General features: G+C 62.9%; 12 protein-coding genes. 2 read left to right on the top strand and 10 right to left on the bottom strand.

What is annotated here, in order from left to right:
• Positions 1-2 precede the first annotated feature (2 nt).
• From DCO48_RS04110 to DCO48_RS04090, 5 genes are all read right to left on the bottom strand, one after another.
• Positions 3-797: an HNH endonuclease gene (locus DCO48_RS04110; protein WP_116549337.1), complete on the bottom strand. Its 795-nt coding sequence runs from the start codon at positions 795-797 to the stop codon at positions 3-5.
• Positions 794-3133, bottom strand: a complete 2340-nt coding sequence (locus DCO48_RS04105; RefSeq protein ID WP_165840726.1) for an AAA family ATPase — start codon at positions 3131-3133, stop codon at positions 794-796. The genes DCO48_RS04110 and DCO48_RS04105 overlap by 4 nt, the downstream gene beginning before the upstream one ends.
• 82 nt (positions 3134-3215) lie before the next feature.
• A complete protein-coding gene (locus tag DCO48_RS04100; protein WP_116549335.1) occupies positions 3216-4511 on the bottom strand; it encodes an FAD-binding oxidoreductase in 1296 nt (431 codons plus the stop codon).
• Positions 4512-4525: 14 nt separating this feature from the next.
• Positions 4526-5614, bottom strand: a complete 1089-nt coding sequence (locus tag DCO48_RS04095) for a polyamine ABC transporter substrate-binding protein (RefSeq protein WP_116549334.1) — start codon at positions 5612-5614, stop codon at positions 4526-4528.
• A gap of 50 nt (positions 5615-5664) precedes the next feature.
• Complete coding sequence (locus tag DCO48_RS04090; RefSeq protein WP_116549333.1) at positions 5665-7023, bottom strand: glutamine synthetase family protein; 1359 nt, start codon at positions 7021-7023, stop codon at positions 5665-5667.
• A gap of 159 nt (positions 7024-7182) precedes the next feature.
• Here DCO48_RS04090 and DCO48_RS04085 point away from each other — a divergent pair, with 159 nt between their 5' ends.
• Positions 7183-8088, top strand: a complete 906-nt coding sequence (locus DCO48_RS04085) for a helix-turn-helix domain-containing protein (RefSeq protein WP_116549332.1) — start codon at positions 7183-7185, stop codon at positions 8086-8088.
• A 50-nt stretch (positions 8089-8138) separates the two neighbouring features.
• Here DCO48_RS04085 and DCO48_RS04080 read toward each other — a convergent pair whose 3' ends face one another.
• From DCO48_RS04080 to DCO48_RS04070, 3 genes are read right to left on the bottom strand one after another with little or no spacing between them, the layout of a single operon-like run.
• Positions 8139-9491, bottom strand: coding sequence for a glutamine synthetase family protein (locus DCO48_RS04080; RefSeq protein WP_116549331.1), 1353 nt, complete (start codon positions 9489-9491; stop codon positions 8139-8141).
• Positions 9492-9506: 15 nt separating this feature from the next.
• Positions 9507-10064 carry a helix-turn-helix domain-containing protein gene (locus tag DCO48_RS04075; RefSeq protein WP_116549330.1) on the bottom strand — a complete coding sequence of 186 codons (558 nt, stop codon included), beginning with the start codon at positions 10062-10064 and terminating at the stop codon, positions 9507-9509.
• A gap of 13 nt (positions 10065-10077) precedes the next feature.
• Positions 10078-11367, bottom strand: a complete 1290-nt coding sequence (locus DCO48_RS04070; protein ID WP_116549329.1) for an FAD-binding oxidoreductase — start codon at positions 11365-11367, stop codon at positions 10078-10080.
• 439 nt (positions 11368-11806) lie between these two features.
• On the opposite strand from DCO48_RS04070, the gene DCO48_RS04065 reads away from it, so the two are divergent.
• Positions 11807-12538, top strand: coding sequence for a lytic polysaccharide monooxygenase auxiliary activity family 9 protein (locus DCO48_RS04065; RefSeq protein WP_116549328.1), 732 nt, complete (start codon positions 11807-11809; stop codon positions 12536-12538).
• A 176-nt stretch (positions 12539-12714) separates the two neighbouring features.
• Here the strand turns inward: DCO48_RS04065 and DCO48_RS04060 are convergent, their stop codons facing one another.
• Both DCO48_RS04060 and DCO48_RS04055 read right to left on the bottom strand, forming a co-directional pair.
• Positions 12715-14139, bottom strand: coding sequence for an efflux transporter outer membrane subunit (locus DCO48_RS04060; RefSeq protein ID WP_116549327.1), 1425 nt, complete (start codon positions 14137-14139; stop codon positions 12715-12717).
• The gene (locus DCO48_RS04055; protein ID WP_116549326.1) at positions 14136-17315 is read right to left on the bottom strand and encodes an efflux RND transporter permease subunit; all 3180 of its coding nucleotides are present in this window, start codon (positions 17313-17315) and stop codon (positions 14136-14138) included. The genes DCO48_RS04060 and DCO48_RS04055 overlap by 4 nt, the downstream gene beginning before the upstream one ends.
• Positions 17316-17326: the final 11 nt, after the last annotated feature.

The raw sequence follows: 17326 nt of genomic DNA, 5'->3' as shown, positions 1-17326 counted from the left end.
GCTTACCGCTTACCGTTGAGCGAGGCCGCATCGGCCGCGCTCTTGTCGAGCCGCCGCTGCACTGCCGCATCCAGGCTTTTTCGAAACCGTTCGAACGCTTTACGCTCGCCTGGGGCGTGGTTTTCCTGAAACTGTTGCAAGGTAGTCATGGCCTTGGCCATCGACGGGATGTTGCTGTAAAGGTTTTCCCGCGCCGCCACCCGGTACAGCAGTTGGTGGCACAAGTGCTGCCCCTGCGGCGTGTGCCCGTTGTAGCTCACGCTGCAGATATCGTTGCTTTCCGTGCGGCGGTAACTCACGTGCTCGTTATAGCGGTGGAAGCGTGGGTGATAGAAATCGCCGAACTCCGTCGCGTCCGGGTAGCGGCGGCGAGCTTTATCGATCGAGCCCCAGTCGGCGTCCTTCTTCAGCAGGTTGCAGTCGGTGCAGGCGACCGCCAGGTTCCAGAAGTCCACCGAGAAACGTGGGTATTTTTCCTTCGGCAGAATGTGTTCGATGGGCTTGGCGTGGCCACTGCTCATCAGCCAGCGGCGGCAGTAGCAGCAGCGGTTGCCCTGCAAGTCACCGACGAAACTGCGAAACGCACTCTTGATCGACGGGCCGGTAACGCCGGTATTTTCCGCTTTGCGATAGTCCGAGAGCTCCTGCCAGACGTTGATCTTCTGGCGCCGAGCCTTTACGTACAGCGTGTGCAGATAGGTGAGGGTCGCGGCGTTGTGAGTCGCGGTTTCATGCGCCAGCGCCAGATAGTCGTCGCGCTGGCGCTGCTGTTCGGCCTTGCTCAAGGGCGCGCTCATGCGTCGGCCTTGGCGAACAGCTCGTTGATCGCGGCTCTGGCGTCTTTGATTAATCGCAGGTCTTTTTTGTAGCCCGGATCTTCCGGGGCAGCGCTACTGGCCTTCAACAGGCGGCTCATCCTGGTCAACGCCGTGGTCAGTTGCTCCTGCTGCTGGGTGTCGATTTCCCCCGGCTGGTTGACCACACGAATCGCCCGGGCCACCAGCACCGCGCAGCGTTCGCTGATTTCATTGCTGTCGGGCGTGTAGGTGCCGAAGCCGTCGAGCAGGATGGCTTCGACCGAATGGCGCTGGTGCGGCAGGATCGCTGTCAGCGTCTGCTTATGGGCCAGGTAGCAGTCACTGAGGGCGTCGCGGGCGTTGGCAACGATGATCGGTGCGTGGGTGGCGACGACGAACGAGCAGCGGAACTCCTTGGCAATCAGCGAGAGCAGGGAAGGGAGCTGTTGCTGCCAGCGCACGTGCAGGCTGGTTTCCGGTTCGTCGATCAGGAAGACCATGTGCGGCCCGGCTTTGGCGCAGACTTTGATCAGTAGCGAGAGGATTTGTTGCTCGCCTGAGCTGAGTACACTGAAGGGCACGATGGGGCCGCGTTCCTGACGCTTCAGGCCGGGCTCGTAGTTGTCGTCGAGGACCAGCGGCTCTGGGTCCTCCTGAAGCTCGATAATGGCGAGCCGACGCTCCCAGTCGTCGCGGTCGTCGTCCAGGTCCACTTGCGGGCAGAGGTAATGCCGATGGCTGAAATTGATTTGCTCCAGTACCTGGGTGAAGGTCTGCAGCGTTGGCCCGTCGCTGTAGATTTCGTTCAACTGTGCGCTCAAATTGTTGAGAAACGCAGTTCGATCCGAGCTGAACAGCGAGTTGCTAGCGCCCTGATATTCGAAGCGCGGATGAGCGTCAGAGTCGACCGGGAAGCGGTCCATTGGGCTGAAGGCAATCCCGACCGAGTCCAACTTCGCCAGTGACAGCTCGTCGACTAAACCTCTGAGCAACAGGCTTTTACCTGCGCCATTATTGCCGATGATGTACGAGCACGATGGATCGTCCTCAGCCCGCAAACGCTCCAGCAATACACGGTTGTCGACACTCACCACACTGAAGTGGCCACTCTCTTTCTCAAGATGATTGCTGGCTGTCAGGCACTGAGCCTCAATCGCTTTATCGCTCGAATACTCTTTGCACAGGCCCGGCAGGTCTGTGTATTTGTCTTCGAAGTACTTCAGGAACAGGCCTTTGAGTTTGCTGTCCAGAACGTGCTTGTAGCGGCGTCGGTCGACTTTGCCCATCGGCTTGCGCCAACGCTCGATGATCGCGGCAGCAAACCAGATGGGCTCGAAGTTGCCATGCGCTACCAGCTCGGCGGCATCGATGAACAAGGTTTCGTTGCGGTTGTTGCTGTCTTTGTTGCGATTCAGTAGCCAGGCTGTGTTGATAGTGCGATTGCCGGTGCTATCGAAGCTGGGCACATCGATAACGGCCTCCAGCAGGTCGTCGCGGGCGATGCGCTCGCGTAACGCTGGGGGAATGTTGCGGCACTCCTCCGCGTTCAATATCAGCAAGGTGACATCGCCCAAGGCTTCTTTTTCAATCAGCGTGTTGAGCGTCGTAAAGGTATCGGGTGAGCCGATCACCCGATGTTGAGCACCGTCGATCAGCGTCAGGTACTGGTCATCGTGGTGCACGCGTGCCAGCTCGAAACGGTCCTCGTCCAGGCCTCGTACCATCAGCCGCAAGCGAACCAGGTCCTGATGTGCATAGGGGTAGCCGAATGTGCTCCAGAAGAAGCTTTCCTGCGGATGCTTCAGGACATTCGCGGTAATCCTGAGCGCACCGCTGTAGGGAAACGTCTCGACAAGGTTGTCATTGCGCTTGCACAAGCTCACCGCAAGCGCAGCGACGATGTGCGGGTGCAGCAGATTGATCTGATGTGTGCTCTCGAAAATACGCCGCAAGATGATGTCGAACAGCCGGCGGGCGAAGCCAGGCTGCTGGATCACGCGAGGGTCGGCACGGCTGATTTGATTCTTCAGGCGGGTAATCAACCCCAGACTCGACGTGGATTGCAGACGGGCCGCCAATTCGTCGGGGACATCGCAATACTCCATGAGTTCGATCAGCGCTCGGGGGATGGCGCCACGATCTACTGGGGCGGTGAGAATGGTCTCCTGGGTGCCGTCCGAGCTGGACCGCGGATAAAGGTATAGCGTCGCGACCAGGTACAGGATGACGCGCGGCAGCTCATCGCCGTCGAATTGTGAACGCGCCGTCAGCAGTGCGGTATACAGCTTGTTCGCGTACACATCCCGTTCATCAACCTGATCCATTTCATCCAGCATGTCGGTCCCTGGCATTTCCGCTGAGCTCGCAAAGGCAAAAGACCCACAGTTTATGTCATTTTGCCTTCACTGCTAATCACCCTCAGCCCAGCACCTCGCGCAAGCGATACCACAACATCCCCAACGCCAGCAGCGGCGAGCGCAGCGCCTTGCCGCCGGGGAAGGTCAGGTGTGGCACGGCGCTGAACACGTCCATGCCACGGCTCTGGCCCACGGCAATCGCTTCGGCGAGCAGTTTCGCCGTCCAGTGCGTGACGTTCAGGCCATGCCCGGAGTAGCCCTGGGCATAGAACACGTTCGGCTGCTGGCTCAGGCGCCCCACCTGCGGGAAGCGATTGGCGGTGATGCCGATCATCCCGCCCCATTGATAGTCGAGCTTCACCCCGGCCAACTGCGGGAACACCTTGAGCACCTTGGGCAGCATGTACGCGCCAATGTCTTGCGGATCGCGCCCGGAATAATGACAGGCGCCGCCGAACAGCAAGCGCCGGTCCGCCGTCAGCCGGTAGTAGTCCAGCCCGACTTTCTGGTCACACATCGCCATGTTCTGCGGGATCAACTGCTGCGCCAACTCCGCCGACAACGGCTCGGTCGCCACCACGTAGCTACCGGCCGGCAGCACCTTGCCGTTCAGGCGCGGCTCAAGGTCTTCCAGGTGCGCGTTGCAGCCCAGCACCAGGCTGTCGGCCTGCACCGTGCCGTGTGCGCAGCGCACCCGCACCGGTTGGCCATGGACGATCTCCAGCACCGGGCTCTGCTCGAAGATCCGTACGCCCAGCGAAGTCGCCAGTTGCGCTTCCGCCAGTACCAGGTTGAGCGGGTGCAGGTGCCCCGAGCCCATGTCGACCAGGCCACCGGCATACCGGTCGCTGGCCACCACTTCGTGCATCCGCTCGGGCGGCACCAGGCGGGTTTCGTGGGCGTAGCCAAGCTCGGCGAGGTGATGCTGTTCTTCTTCGAATGCGGCGAACTGCGCCGGGGTGTTGGCCAGCTCGCAAAAGCCCCAGCGCAGGTCGCAGTCGATGTTGTGCGTGGCGATCCGCTCGGCCACCAGCGCCACCGAGTCGATCCCGGCGCGCTCCAGGTAGCGCACGCCGTCCTGGCCGACGTAGCGGGCAAAGCCGCTGACGTCATGGCCGATGCCGCGGATCAGCTGGCCGCCGTTGCGTCCGCTGGCGCCCCAGCCAATGCGCCGGCCTTCCAGGAGGATCACCGAGAGGCCGCGCTGGGCCAGTTCGATGGCGGTGTTGACGCCGGTAAAACCACCACCGATCACGCAGACGTCGGCCTGCAGTTGGCCGTCCAGCGTCGGGTAGGGGTGTAGGCCACGGGCGCTGGCGGCGTAATAGGACGAAGTGTGCTGCTGGGCAGATGCCATGGGGCGTGCTCGGCTCATTGGTTGGACTTCACTTTGCTCCAGGAGCGGGTCATCAGGCGCATGATCGTTGGCGTCGGCGTAGTCGAGATGTACAGCTTGTCGAGCACCGCTTGCGGCGGATACACCTCGGGATTGTCGACCAGTTCCGGGTCCATGAACGGCTTGGCCGCCGGCGTCGGGTTGGCGTAGCCGACATAGGCACTGACCTTGGCGATCACCTCGGGTTCGAGCAGGTAATTGATGAAGGCGTGGGCCTGTTCCGGGTTACTCGCATCGGCGGGGATCGCCAGCAGGTCGAACCAGAGGTTGGCGCCTTCCTTGGGAATTGCGTAGGCAACCTTGACCCCGTTGCCGGCTTCCCTGGCCCGGTTGGCCGCCTGGAACACGTCGCCGGAATAACCGAAGGCTACACAGATGTCGCCGTTGGCCAGGTCCGAGACGTACTTCGAGGAGTGGAAGTAGGTGATGTACGGGCGCAGCTCCAGCAGCTTGGCTTCGGCCTTCTTGTAGTCGTCGGGCTTCTCGCTGCGCGGGTCCATGCCCAGGTAATTGAGCACCGCCGGGAACAGCTCGTCGGCCGAGTCCATGAAGGCCACGCCGCACTTGCTGAGCTTTTTCAGGTTCTGCGCCTCGAACAGCACGGCCCAGGAATCGACATGGTCGATGCCGAGCACCTGCTTGACCTTGTCGACGTTGTAGCCGATGCCGTTGGTGCCCCACAGGTAGGGCACCGAATGCAGGTTGCCGGCGTCGTTGTTCTCCAGCAGCTTGAGCAACACCGGGTCGAGGTTCTTGAAGTTCGGCAGTTCGGCGCGGTCGAGCTTGAGGAACGCCCCGGCCTTCACCTGGCGCGCCAGGAAGTGGTTGGACGGCACCACCACGTCATACCCGGTGCGCCCGGCCAGTAACTTGCCTTCCAGGGTTTCGTTGGAGTCGAACACGTCGTAGACCACCTTGATACCGGTCTTGGCCTGGAAGTCGGCGAGGGTGGTCTCGCCGATGTAGTCGGTCCAGTTGTACACGCTGACGCTGGGCTGGGCCTGCGCGGCTGCGCCGAACAACAGGGTGAATGCAGCAGGTACCACGGTTTTCCACAGACGCATGTCGACACCTCTTCGAAAGATTTTTATCGATGTTCGCAAGCTGGTACGGATCAGACGCTGAGCAGCAGGAATTCACGCTCCCAGGAACTGATCACCCGTTTGAAGTTTTCGTGCTCGGCGCGCTTGACCGCGACGTAGCCCTGGACGAACTGGCGGCCGAGGTAGCGCTCGATGGTTTCGCAGGCTTCCATGTTGGCCAGCGCATCTTCGATGGTCACCGGCAGGCGCAGGCTGCGCCGTTCATAGGCGCGGCCCTGTACCGGCGCGCTCGGCGCAATGCCTTCGGCCATGCCCAGGTAGCCGCACAGCAGGCTGGCGGCAATCGCCAGGTAGGGGTTGGCGTCGGCGCCCGGCAGGCGGTTTTCCACGCGCATCGCGTCGGGGCTGGAGGTCGGCACGCGCAGGCCGACGGTGCGGTTTTCTTCGCCCCATTCGACGTTCACCGGCGCCGATGTGTCGGGCAGGAAGCGGCGGAACGAGTTGACGTTCGGCGCAAACATCGGCAGCACCTTGGGGATGTACTTTTGCAGGCCGCCGATGTGCTGGAGGAACAGCTCGCTCATCTGTCCGTGCTCATCGACGAACACCGGCTTGCCGGTGGCGATGTCGACCACGCTCTGGTGCAGGTGCATGGCGCTGCCCGGCTCGTCGGCGATCGGCTTGGCCATGAAGGTAGCGGTCACGTTGTGCTTGAGCGCGGCTTCGCGCAGGGTGCGTTTGAATACGGTGATCTGGTCGGCCAGGTCCAGCGCGTCGCCGTGGCGGAAATTGATCTCCATCTGCGCCGGGCCGTCTTCGTGGATCAGCGTGTCGAGGTCCAGGCCCTGTGCTTCGCACCAGTCGTAGACGTCTTCGAACAGCGGGTCGAATTCGTTGGCGGCGTCGATCGAGAACGACTGCCGGCCACTCTCGGCGCGACCCGAGCGGCCCAGCGGGGCTTGCAGCGGCAGGTCGGGGTCTTCGCAGCGCTGGGTCAGGTAGAACTCCATTTCCGGCGCGACGATCGGCTGCCAGCCCTTGTCGGTGTACAGCTGCAGCACTTTCTTCAGCACGTTGCGCGGCGACAGTTCGATCGGCTTGCCCTGTTTGTCGAAGGTGTCGTGGATGACGATGGCGGTCGGCTCGATGGCCCATGGCACCACGTAGACGGCCGATGCATCGGGGCGGCAGATCATGTCGATATCGGCCGGGTCGAGCAGGTCGTAGTAGATGTCGTCGTCGACGAAGTCGCCGGTAACGGTTTGCAACAGCACGCTTTCCGGCAGGCGCATGCCGCGCTCGTGGAGGAACTTGTTGGTCGGGGCGATTTTGCCGCGGGCGATCCCGGTCAGGTCGCTGACCACACATTCGACTTCGGTAATCTGGTGTTCTTTCAGCCAGCTGTAGAGCTGATCGAAGGGGGCGTTCATACAGACCTCATTGTTGGTTTTGTCGGCGCCAGGGACTCCTGCACGGTGAGCGACTTCCCCTGTAGCGCGCTGAGGGCTATCTTGGGTGGCGCGAAGATTTCCATCTATCCACTTTCCACTGCCGCAAAATGCACCAAAAGAGTGCATATAGGACCCTTTGTGACAAGTCCCACGCCTTTGCAGGTTCATGCGTTCACCACCCACGATGTTGCCGAGCAGATCCGCGCTACGCCTGGCTGGGCGCAGCACTACCAGCAGATGTCGCCGGGGCATTTCGCCGGCCAGGTGCGGTGCCTCGACCTGCACGGGGTGGAGGTCTACGAAGAGCAGATGAACACCCGGGTCGAGCAGAATTTCAGTGCGCCGCCGGGTTCGCTGGCGTTCTGTTTCGACCGCAGCGACAACGCGCTGTACGTGCTCAACGGCGAGAGCCGGAACATCTGGATCACCCCGGAGAACTATCAGGAAGTGGCGGTGGTGTTCGGCCCGGCGTTTGTCCAGCGCCATGGGCTGGATGTGGCGCGGCTGGAGGGGTTGTTTCTGGCGCCGCTGAATTCGCAGCAGAATGCGTTGTTCAGCCGTTGGCTGAGCGGGACGTTGACGCGCTTGGCACAGAACGCCGACCCGACCAGCGAGCAGGCGCTGGCCGAACAGTTGCTGGAGGACTGCCTGTTCATCCTCGACAATGCCTGCGTGCGCCTGGATCGCGGGGCGCTGGGCCGGCGTGCCGAGGAGCGCAAGATCATGCGCCGGGTCGGCGAGTGGGCGGCGGAAGGGCCGGAAGATACCCTCAACCTGCTGGAGCTGGCGAAGGTTGCCGGGGTCTCGTTACGCCAATTGCAGCAGGCGTTCAAGGCCTACACCGGGATGCCGCCGGCGCAATGGTTGCGGCTGCGCCGGCTGAACAGCGCGCGGCGCGAGCTGCTCAGCCGCAGCGCCGCCGAGACGACGGTGGCGGAGGTGGCGATGCACTGGTCGTTCTGGCACCTGGGGCGATTTTCCAACAGCTATCGGGCGCTGTTTCGGGAGTTGCCGAGCGAGACGTTGAAGCGCGCTCGGCGCTGATGGCGCTATCGCCGGCCTTGCCGGCGAAGAGGCCCTTGCCGACCCCCCGATTACATAAACCAGCGGTACTCCCGCGCACTCACTTCCTGTTGAAACGCCAGGTGGTCCTGGCGCTTGTTCTCGCAATAGACCATCACGAACTCGCGGCCCAACCGTTCATTCACCGCCGCATGGTCACGCATCGCCGCCACCGCCGCGAGCATGTCCTTGGGGAAGTCGATGCCGCTGGCGCGATCTTCGTTCAAGGGTGCAATCGGCTCACGTTGTGCCTCCAGGCCATGTTCCATGCCACTGAGAATCGCCGCCAGCACCAGATACGGGTTGGCGTCCGCCCCCGCCAGACGGTGCTCGATGCGCAGGTTGCGCGGGTCCGATTCGGGGATGCGGATGCACGCATCGCGATCCTCGAAGCCCCAACTGGCCCGGCTTGCCGCGTTCACCATCGCCCCGTAGCGACGGAACGCATTGTGGTTGGCGGCAAAGATCGGCATGCAGTGTGGCAGCAGCTCCAGGCAACCGGCCACGGCATGGCGCAACGGCCGCTGGCCGTCCGCCGCCAGCAGGTTGTTGCCGGCGTTGTCGTACAAACTCACGTGCACATGCATGCCGCTGCCCGGCGCCTGCAGGTACGGTTTGCTCATGAAGCTGGCGCGCAGCCCGTGCTTGAGCGCCACGCCGCGAGTGCTGCGGCAGAACAGCGCCGCCCAGTCGGCCGCCTGCAAACCGTCGGCGCAATGCCCGAAGTTGATTTCGAACTGGCCAGGGCCGAGCTCGGCGGTCATCACGTTGGCGTCGATGCCCTGGGCATTGGCCGTCTCGACCATGTCGTGGAGCACCTCGCCGAAGCGTGACAGGCGTTCGATGTGCATGTTCGGTTGGTCGTCGGGGTCGCCGCTGAAGGCGTCGCGCGGGAACTGCGGCAGACCCTCCTGCAACACCCGGTCAAACAGGTAAAACTCCAGCTCGAATGCCACCACCGGCTTGATCCCGCGCCGGGCCAGGCGCTCCAGCACCCGTGCGAGCACCTCGCGCGGCTCGAACTCGATGGGCGCGGCGGTGCCGTCGGAGCTGATCAGCATCTGTCCCAGCGGTTGGCGTTCCCAGCTCACCGGCTTCAACGTGCCAGGGATCAGCCGTCGCGGTGCATCCGGGTCGCCATCGTTGAAGCAGTAATCGCCTATCGGGAACAGTCCGCCCTGTACGCCCAGCAGCACGCAGTTCTGCGGCAGCTTCAGGGCACTGCCAGCGGCGACCTTTTCGAGCATTTCCACCGGGTAACGTTTACCGTAGAAATGCCCGGGAATGTCCAGGCTGATGAGGTCGACGTAGCGTACCTCGGGATAACGCGCGCGAAAGGCGCGGACTTCACTGAGCAGATCGGGACAGCCGTTTGTGAGTGGCATGGCGTGCAATCCTTTTCAACGGAATACCCAGAGTACCCGGGTCGGTTGATCGGTGAGGTTGGCGTAGCGGAACTGGCTATTCGGCGGCAGCTGGAAGCTGTCGTTGGGGCCAAGGGTGATCGGCTCGTCGTGGCCTTCGCGCCACAGGCTCAACTGGCCTTCGAGGACGAAACCGCCTTGTTCGGAGCTGTCGTTCAGGTGCCCCTCGCCACTGCTGGCGCCGGGCGCCAGGTGGCTTTCGAGCATGGAAAAACCGCCGGTGAGCGTCGGCGACGCGAGCACATCGGTGATGCCGCCGGCGTAGTACAGCGTGCGCCGCTCGCCGGGACGGGTGACCCAGTCGAGCGCGCGTGGCTTGTTCACGTTGTAGAAATAGGTGGTTGGCACGTGCAGCGTTTCGCTGATCGCGGTCAGGTCGGCCACGGTCGGTCGCGACAGGCCGCGCTCGACCTGGGACAGAAAGCCCACCGAGCGGTCGATACGGCTGGCCAGTTCGCCCAGGGTCAACCCGCGGTGCTTGCGCAGGTCGCGGATCAGGATGGCCAGGCCTTCGATTTCTTCCTGCATGTCCATGTAAAGCAGCGCCTCAGAAGTTGTCGCGCAGTCGATACCACGCCTTGGCCGCCGCTTCCAGTGGTGCGGCGAGGCTGTCGCCGCCGGGGAAGCGAGCGTTGTCGATGCCCTGGTACAGCGCGAGCAGTTGTTCATCGCCGAGGATCGCATCGCTGACCGCGCGGGCGCCGGCCAGGGTTGGCAGCACACCATGCCCGGAGAAGCCCTGCAGCCAGTAGCGCTGGCCCTCGCGGCCGATGTCCGGGGTCCGGCGGATGCTGCAGTCGATATGGCCACCCCAGGCGTAGTCGATCTGCACCCCGCGCAGCTGCGGGAAGACCCGTTCCAGGTAGGGCCGGGTTGCGCCGGCGACATCACGCGGGATGCCGCCCAGGTAGGTGCAGCCACCGCCGAACAGCAGGCGATGGTCGGGGGTGAGGCGGAAGTAGTCGGGGACGAACTGGTTGTCGATCACGCAGCTGTTTTTCGGCAGCAGCGATGTCGCCAGCGCCGGGTCGAGCGGTGCTGTGGCGACCTGGTAGGAACCAACCGGCAGCAGGCGCTGCGAGAGCGTGCGGTCGAGGCGGTCGATGTAGGCGTTGCAGGCCAGTACCAGCACGTCGCTGCGCACCTCGCCGGTAGCGGTGCGCACGATGAAGCCGTCGCCGACGGACTGATAGTCGAGCACCTGGCTCTGCTCGAAGATCCGCCCGCCGGCGTGCTCGATGGCGCTGGCCAGGCCCAGGGCCAGCTTGAGCGGGTTGAGGTGGGCGCCCTGCGGGTCGTAGAGCGCGGCTTCGTAACGCGGGCTGTCGATCCATTCGCCGAGTTCATCGCGGTCGATCATCCGCAGCTGGTCGTAGCCCCATTTGTCGTGGGCTTCGTGCAGGGCTTCCTTGAGTTGCTTGACCCGTCGCGGGAGCACCGCAGTCCACAGGCTGCCGACCCGGTAGTCGATGTCGAAGCCGTGGCGTTCGGGGAGTTCGCGCATTTCCTTGGCGGCCCAGCACATACTGTCCCAGAGGGCGCGGGTACGTTGCTGACCGAGGGCTTTTTCCAGCGGCGGCATATCGCACGACCAGCCCAGCAGCGCCTGGCCGCCATTGCGCCCGGACGCTGCCCAGGCCACCCGGCTGGCTTCCAGCAGCACCACGCGTTTACCGGCCAGGGCCAGGCGCAGCGCGGTGTGCAGGCCACTGAAGCCAGCCCCGACGATCACAACGTCGCCGTGCAGCGACTCATGCAGGGTTGGGCGCAAGGGGATGGTGGCGGGGAACGTCTGCGCATAGTAGCTGGCAACATGCTGGGCGGATTGCTTGAACATGGCGGGCTCCGTGAAATTATCATTGTTATTTTTCATGAAAAAATAGCAGGTAAATTTCACGGTGACTAGCGGGTCACTGGCGCTCTTTCAAATGGGTGCTGTGCGCATCGCAGGACAAGCGCGCACACAGGGACCGCGTTTCTCTTGTGGAGGCGGGCTCGTCCCGCGATAGGGTGGGGCGGCACCCGCGTCGATTTCGGCGATGCTCAGCGTCGCCAGAAGTGAGTCGGCTAGTTCAGTACATGCAAAATAAAACTGCGAGCGCTATTAAAAATAGGCCGCCAGGAAAGATGGCGGGATTTCAAGTTTTTATACAGTACCTAGTATTTTTGCCAGGTGACAGGCTGTATTGCAGCGTCCTTATACTTGTCTGCCTGACAGGCGTGTTCCTGTCGCCGTAGGGAAGCTTCCATTCATTGATGAAAGGACGGTGACAATTATGAAACGATTCAAACTGGCAGCCGCTTGTTTCTTCGCAGTCTACGGCGTGATGGTAGTTGCAGCCGCGGAAGAGCCTCGGCATGGCAGCACAGAGTTCCCAATGTCTCGCCAATTAATATGCAAAGCCCAGGGCGGCTACGAGGAAAACGCAGACGGTTCGAAGATCCCTAACGCGGCTTGCAAGGCGGCCTTTCTTTATGGCGATCTGCAACCTTGGGAACGGGCACGGATGTTTAATGATTGGGCGGCTTACTCGCAGAACCTCGAAGGCGGGAAACCCGAGGCCAAGGTGCCCGACGGACAATTGTGCTCGGCTGGGGTCCCTGGGTTTCGTGGGATCAATGAACCCAGTGCGGCATGGACCGCAACGACGGTGCCTGTGACCGGGGGAGATAATGCGACCCTGAAGTTCAAGGCAAGTCAGGCGCATGAACCCAGCAGCTGGAAAGTCTATGTGTCGAAGAACAGTTACGACTCTGCTACGCAGTTGCTCACGCGCAGTGACCTCCAGGAACTACAGGTGACGAGTGTCGAACTCGTCATGGACGGGCAAGTTGTAGACGGCAAGGCTGCACTGCCTCGGGGGCCTGGGCAATATACCTTGGTTGTCAAAGTTCCTGGTGAGGCGCTGAGTGGCAAGAAAGCGGTGTTATACGTTGAGTGGCACAGGGACGAACACCCCAATGAAACCTTCTTTGCCTGCAGCGATGTCATGTTCAGTGATAAATAGCCGGTAGGCAAATGTACGTGATCTGGCAGTTAGCGACTTTCCGAGCCTGACTGTCAGATCGTTGTAAATAAACCTGGCGGGCCAACCGGTCACTGGGGCGGGTAATAAAAGGCCCCACAAGCTCACGCCAGTGGGGCAAAGAGGCCGGTCAAAAACCAACCAAAGGAGCTCGACAATCAGTGCGCTGAAGCCACGGCTTCCGGTTGCAATCCACCCCCCAGGGCCTTGTAGATCGCCACAATCCCGCGATACAGATCCACCTCGCCTTGCGCCTGGGCATCCTCGGCACTCAGTTGTTCGCGCTGGGCATCAAGCAACACCAGGTAATCCACCGTCCCCTCGCTGTAGCGAATCGCCGCCAGGTCCGCCGCCTTGCGGCTCGCCTCGCTCTGGCGCAACAACGACATCAGCCGCTGCTGCCGCTTGGCGTAATCGCTGAAGGCGTTTTCCGATTCTTCCAGTGCCAACAGCACCTGCTGCTCATAGGTGGCCAACGCCCCCTCGGCCTCGGCATTCGCGCCGCGCAAGCGGGCCCGCACGCTGCCCAGATCGAATGCCGCCCAGGTAATGCTCGGGCCCAGGGCCCAGGCCTGCGCTGCCGACGAGCCCAACTGCGAACCACGCGCCGCAGTAAAGCCGAGGAAGCCGCTCAAACTGACCCGTGGGAACAGATCGGCCGTCGCCACGCCGACGTTCGCCGTGGCCGCCGCCAACTGCCGCTCGGCGCTACGTATATCCGGCCGGCGCTTGAGCAACTCGCCCGGGTCACCCACCGGCAAGGCTTTGGCAATCGCCGGCAATTGCTTGGGCGCCAGGTCGATTGTCAACGCGTCCGGGCGCTGCCCGAGCAGGGTGGCGATACGGTTCTTCGCCCGCACCTGCTCGGCCTGCAACTGCGGCACGCTGGCCTCGACTGCCGCGAGGCGGGCATCGGCGCGCACCACGTCGAGCTCGTTGCCCACCCCGGCATCGCGCAGGGTCTCGGTGATGCCGCGCGAATCCTGCTGGGTCTTGAGGTTGGCCAGGGCAATCTTTTCGCGCAATTGCGCCCCACGCAGTTGCCCATAGGCATCGACCAGCTCGGCAATCAGGCTGACCTGCAGCTGTTGCAGGTCGGCTGCCGCCGCCGCCTCCTGCGCCTCGCTGGCCTCCAGTTGGCGCTGGATGCGCCCGAACAGGTCGAGCTCCCAGGCCATATCCAGGCCCAGGTCGTAACGTTCGCTGTTCACCCGGCGTTCGCTCTGGCCAGGGATCTGGCCCTTGCCCAGGTCGCTGCTGGCGCGGCTGGTCACCGTCGGGAAGACGTCATTGCTGACGTCCTCACGAATCGACCGGGCCGCCTTGAGCCGGGCAAACGCCACCCGCAGATCACGGTTGCCGTTCAGCGACTGGCTCACCAACTGGTCCAGCACCGGATCGTCGAACTGCCGCCACCAGGCCGATTCGAAACGGCTCCGGTCGAACGCGGCTTTCGCCTCGCTGGCCTCGGCCGCCTTCAGGTGCGCGGCGGCGGTGTCCGGCTGCTGGTAGTCCGGGCCCACCGCACAGGCCGCCAGGGCCAGCACCAGCAGGCTCGGCATAAACAGTTTCAGGTGACTCATGCTTGGCTCTCCAGCTGCAGCTGCCGGGCCGCCTTGCGGGCCTGGCCACGTTCTACATAACGGCGGATCAGTACAAAGAACACCGGGGTCAACAGCAGACCGAAAATGGTCACCCCGATCATCCCGGAGAACACCGCCACCCCCATGGCATGACGCATCTCGGCACCGGCACCGGAGGAGAACACCAGCGGTACCACACCCATGATGAAGGCGAATGAGGTCATCAGGATCGGCCGCAGACGCAGGCGGCAGGCTTCCAGTACCGCTGCCAGCGGGTCGAGGCCCTCGGCCTGTTTGTCCTTGGCGAACTCGACGATCAGAATCGCGTTCTTGCACGCCAGCCCCACCAGTACGATCAAGCCGATCTGGGTGAAGATGTTGTTGTCGCTACCGGACAGGATCACCCCGGTAATCGCCGACAGCAGGGTCATCGGCACAATCAGGATCACCGCCAGTGGCAGGCTCCAGCTCTCGTACTGCGCGGCCAGCACCAGGAACGCCAGCAACACACACAGTGGGAAGACGAACAGCGCGGTGTTGCCGGCGAGGATCTGCTGGTAGGTCAGCTCGGTCCATTCGAAGGTCATGCCATTGGGCAGTTCGTCCTTGAGCAGTTTCTCGATGGCCTTTTCGGCCTGCCCGGAGCTGTAGCCCGGCGCCGCGTTACCGTTGATCTCGGCGGTGATGAAGCCGTTGTAGTGCATGACCCGGTCCGGGCCGGAGGTGTCGCTAACCTTGATGAAGGTCGCCAGCGGGATCATTTCGCCCTGGTTGTTGCGCACCTTCAGCTGGCCGATCTGTTCGGCGTCGAGGCGGAACTGCTGCTCGGCCTGGACGTTGACCTGGTAGGTGCGGCCAAAGCGGTTGAAGTCGTTGGCATACAGCGAACCCAGGTAGATCTGCAGGGTGTCGAAGATATCGTTGATCGCCACACCGTGGGTCTTGGCCTTTTCCCGGTCGATGGCGGCATCGACCTGCGGCACGTTGACCTGGTAGCTGGTGAACAGCCCGGCCAGCTCCGGCACATTGCGGCTCTTGGCGATGACGTTCTGTACCTCTTTGTACAGCGCCTCATAACCCAGGTTGCCACGGTCTTCGACTTGCAGGCGGAAGCCACCGATAGTGCCCAGCCCCTGTACCGGCGGTGGCGGGAAGATCGCGATGTAGGCGTCTTCGATATCGGCGAACTGCGCGTTCAGCGCCGCAGCGATTGCCGCCGCCGACTGGCTCGGGTCTTTGCGCTGGTCAAACGGCTTGAGCGGGGTGAACACGATGCCGCTGTTCGGGCTGTTGGTGAAGCCGTTGATCGACAGGCCCGGGAAGGCCACCGAATCGGCCACGCCCGGTTGCTTGAGGGCGATCTCGCTCATCTTCTTGATCACCGCTTCGGTGCGGTCGAGGCTGGCCGCGTCCGGCAGTTGGGCGAAAGCCACCAGGTACTGCTTGTCCTGCGCCGGGACGAAACCGGTCGGGGTCGAGGCAAAGCCCATCCAGGTCAGCACGATCAGCCCGGCATAAATGAACAGGGCGATGCCGCTGCTGCGGATAACTCGCGCCACGGTGCCGACATAACCATGGCTGGCACGCTCGAAGAAGCGGTTGAACGGGCGGAACAACCAGCCGCCGAGCAGGCGTTCAAGCACCCGCGAGAAGCGGTCTTTTGGCGCGTGGTGGTCCTTGAGCAGCACGGCGGCCAGGGCGGGCGACAGGGTCAGCGAGTTGAACGCCGAGATCACCGTGGAAATCGCGATGGTCAGGGCGAACTGTTTGTAGAACTGCCCGGTAAGCCCGGAAATGAACGCTGCGGGCACGAACACGGCGCACAGCACCAGCGCCGTGGCGATGATCGGCCCGGTCACTTCGCTCATCGCGCGCTTGGTCGCTTCCATGGGCGTGAGGCCCAGGCCGATGTTGCGCTCGACGTTCTCCACCACCACGATGGCATCGTCGACCACGATACCGATGGCCAATACCAGGCCGAACAGCGACAGGGCGTTGAGCGAGAAACCAAACAGGTGCATCACCGCAAAGGTACCGATCAACGATACCGGCACGGCCACCAGCGGAATGATCGAGGCCCGCCAGGTTTGCAGGAACAGGATCACCACCAGCACCACCAGCACCAGCGCTTCGAACAGCGTGTGCACTACCGCCTCGATCGAGCCGCGAACGAACACGGTCGGGTCGTAGACGATGCTGTAGTCCATGCCTTCAGGGAAGTCCTTCTTCAGCTCGGCCATCTTCGCCCGTACTTCGTCGGAGATCTCGATGGCGTTCGAACCTGGGCGCTGGAAGATCGGGATCGCCACCGCCGGCTGGTTGTTCAGCAGCGAGCGCAGGGCGTACTGGCTGGAACCGAGCTCGACCCGGGCGATGTCTTTCAGACGCGTGATTTCGCCGTTGGCGCCGGCGCGGATGATGATGTTCTCGAACTCTTCCTCGCTGACCAGACGGCCCTGGGTGTTGACCGATAGCTGGAAGCTGGTGGCGCTGGGGGCGGGCGGCGCGCCGAGTTGGCCGGCGGCGACCTGGCGGTTCTGCTCGCGGATGGCAGTGACCACGTCGCTGGCGGTGAGGTTGCGCGATGCGGTCTTGTTCGGGTCGAGCCAGACCCGCAGCGAGTAGTCGCCCATGCCGAACAGCTGCACATCGCCGACACCGCCCAGACGGGCCAGCTCGTCCTTGATATTGAGGATCGCGTAGTTCGACAGGTAGAGCATGTCGTAGCGGTTATCCGGCGAGGTCAGGTGCACGACCATGGTCAGGTCGGGCGAGGCCTTGTCGACGGTAATGCCGATCCGCGTCACTTCTTCCGGCAGCTTGGGCTGGGTCCGGGTGACGCGGTTCTGCACCTGCACCTGGGCGTTGTCCAGGTCGGTGCCGAGGGCGAAGGTGATGGTCAGGGTGATCTTGCCGTCGGCAGTCGACTGCGAGGACATGTACAACATGTTCTCGACGCCGGTGATCGCCTGCTCCAGCGGTGCGGCGACGGTTTCGCCGATCACTTTCGGGTTGGCCCCGGGGAAGTTGGCCCGCACCACCACGGTGGGCGGGACCACTTCCGGGTATTCACTGATCGGTAGCTGGAACAGCGAGATGCTGCCGGCAATCAGGATCAGTAGCGACAGCACCGCGGCGAAGATCGGCCGGGTAATAAAGAACTGGGAGAAATTCATCGGACGGATCC

Source organism: Pseudomonas sp. SDI (genome assembly GCF_003105155.1).
Classification (GTDB): Bacteria; Pseudomonadota; Gammaproteobacteria; order Pseudomonadales; family Pseudomonadaceae; genus Aquipseudomonas.
Note: the sequence above shows the minus strand (reverse complement) of the source record. Positions and strands in the feature narration are given on the sequence as shown.

Excerpts from the sequence above, each read along its gene's own strand:
- DCO48_RS04100 (WP_116549335.1), bottom strand. The coding sequence starts at position 4,511 with ATGGCATCTGCCCAGCAGCACACTTCGTCCTATTACGCCGCCAGCGCC.
- DCO48_RS04075 (WP_116549330.1), bottom strand. The coding sequence starts at position 10,064 with ATGGACATGCAGGAAGAAATCGAAGGCCTGGCCATCCTGATCCGCGAC.
- DCO48_RS04055 (WP_116549326.1), bottom strand. The coding sequence starts at position 17,315 with ATGAATTTCTCCCAGTTCTTTATTACCCGGCCGATCTTCGCCGCGGTG.
- DCO48_RS04110 (WP_116549337.1), bottom strand. The coding sequence starts at position 797 with ATGAGCGCGCCCTTGAGCAAGGCCGAACAGCAGCGCCAGCGCGACGAC.
- DCO48_RS04065 (WP_116549328.1), top strand. The coding sequence starts at position 11,807 with ATGAAACGATTCAAACTGGCAGCCGCTTGTTTCTTCGCAGTCTACGGC.
- DCO48_RS04105 (WP_165840726.1), bottom strand. The coding sequence starts at position 3,133 with ATGCTGGATGAAATGGATCAGGTTGATGAACGGGATGTGTACGCGAAC.
- DCO48_RS04070 (WP_116549329.1), bottom strand. The coding sequence starts at position 11,367 with ATGTTCAAGCAATCCGCCCAGCATGTTGCCAGCTACTATGCGCAGACG.
- DCO48_RS04080 (WP_116549331.1), bottom strand. The coding sequence starts at position 9,491 with ATGCCACTCACAAACGGCTGTCCCGATCTGCTCAGTGAAGTCCGCGCC.
- DCO48_RS04090 (WP_116549333.1), bottom strand. The coding sequence starts at position 7,023 with ATGAACGCCCCCTTCGATCAGCTCTACAGCTGGCTGAAAGAACACCAG.
- DCO48_RS04060 (WP_116549327.1), bottom strand. The coding sequence starts at position 14,139 with ATGAGTCACCTGAAACTGTTTATGCCGAGCCTGCTGGTGCTGGCCCTG.
- DCO48_RS04095 (WP_116549334.1), bottom strand. The coding sequence starts at position 5,614 with ATGCGTCTGTGGAAAACCGTGGTACCTGCTGCATTCACCCTGTTGTTC.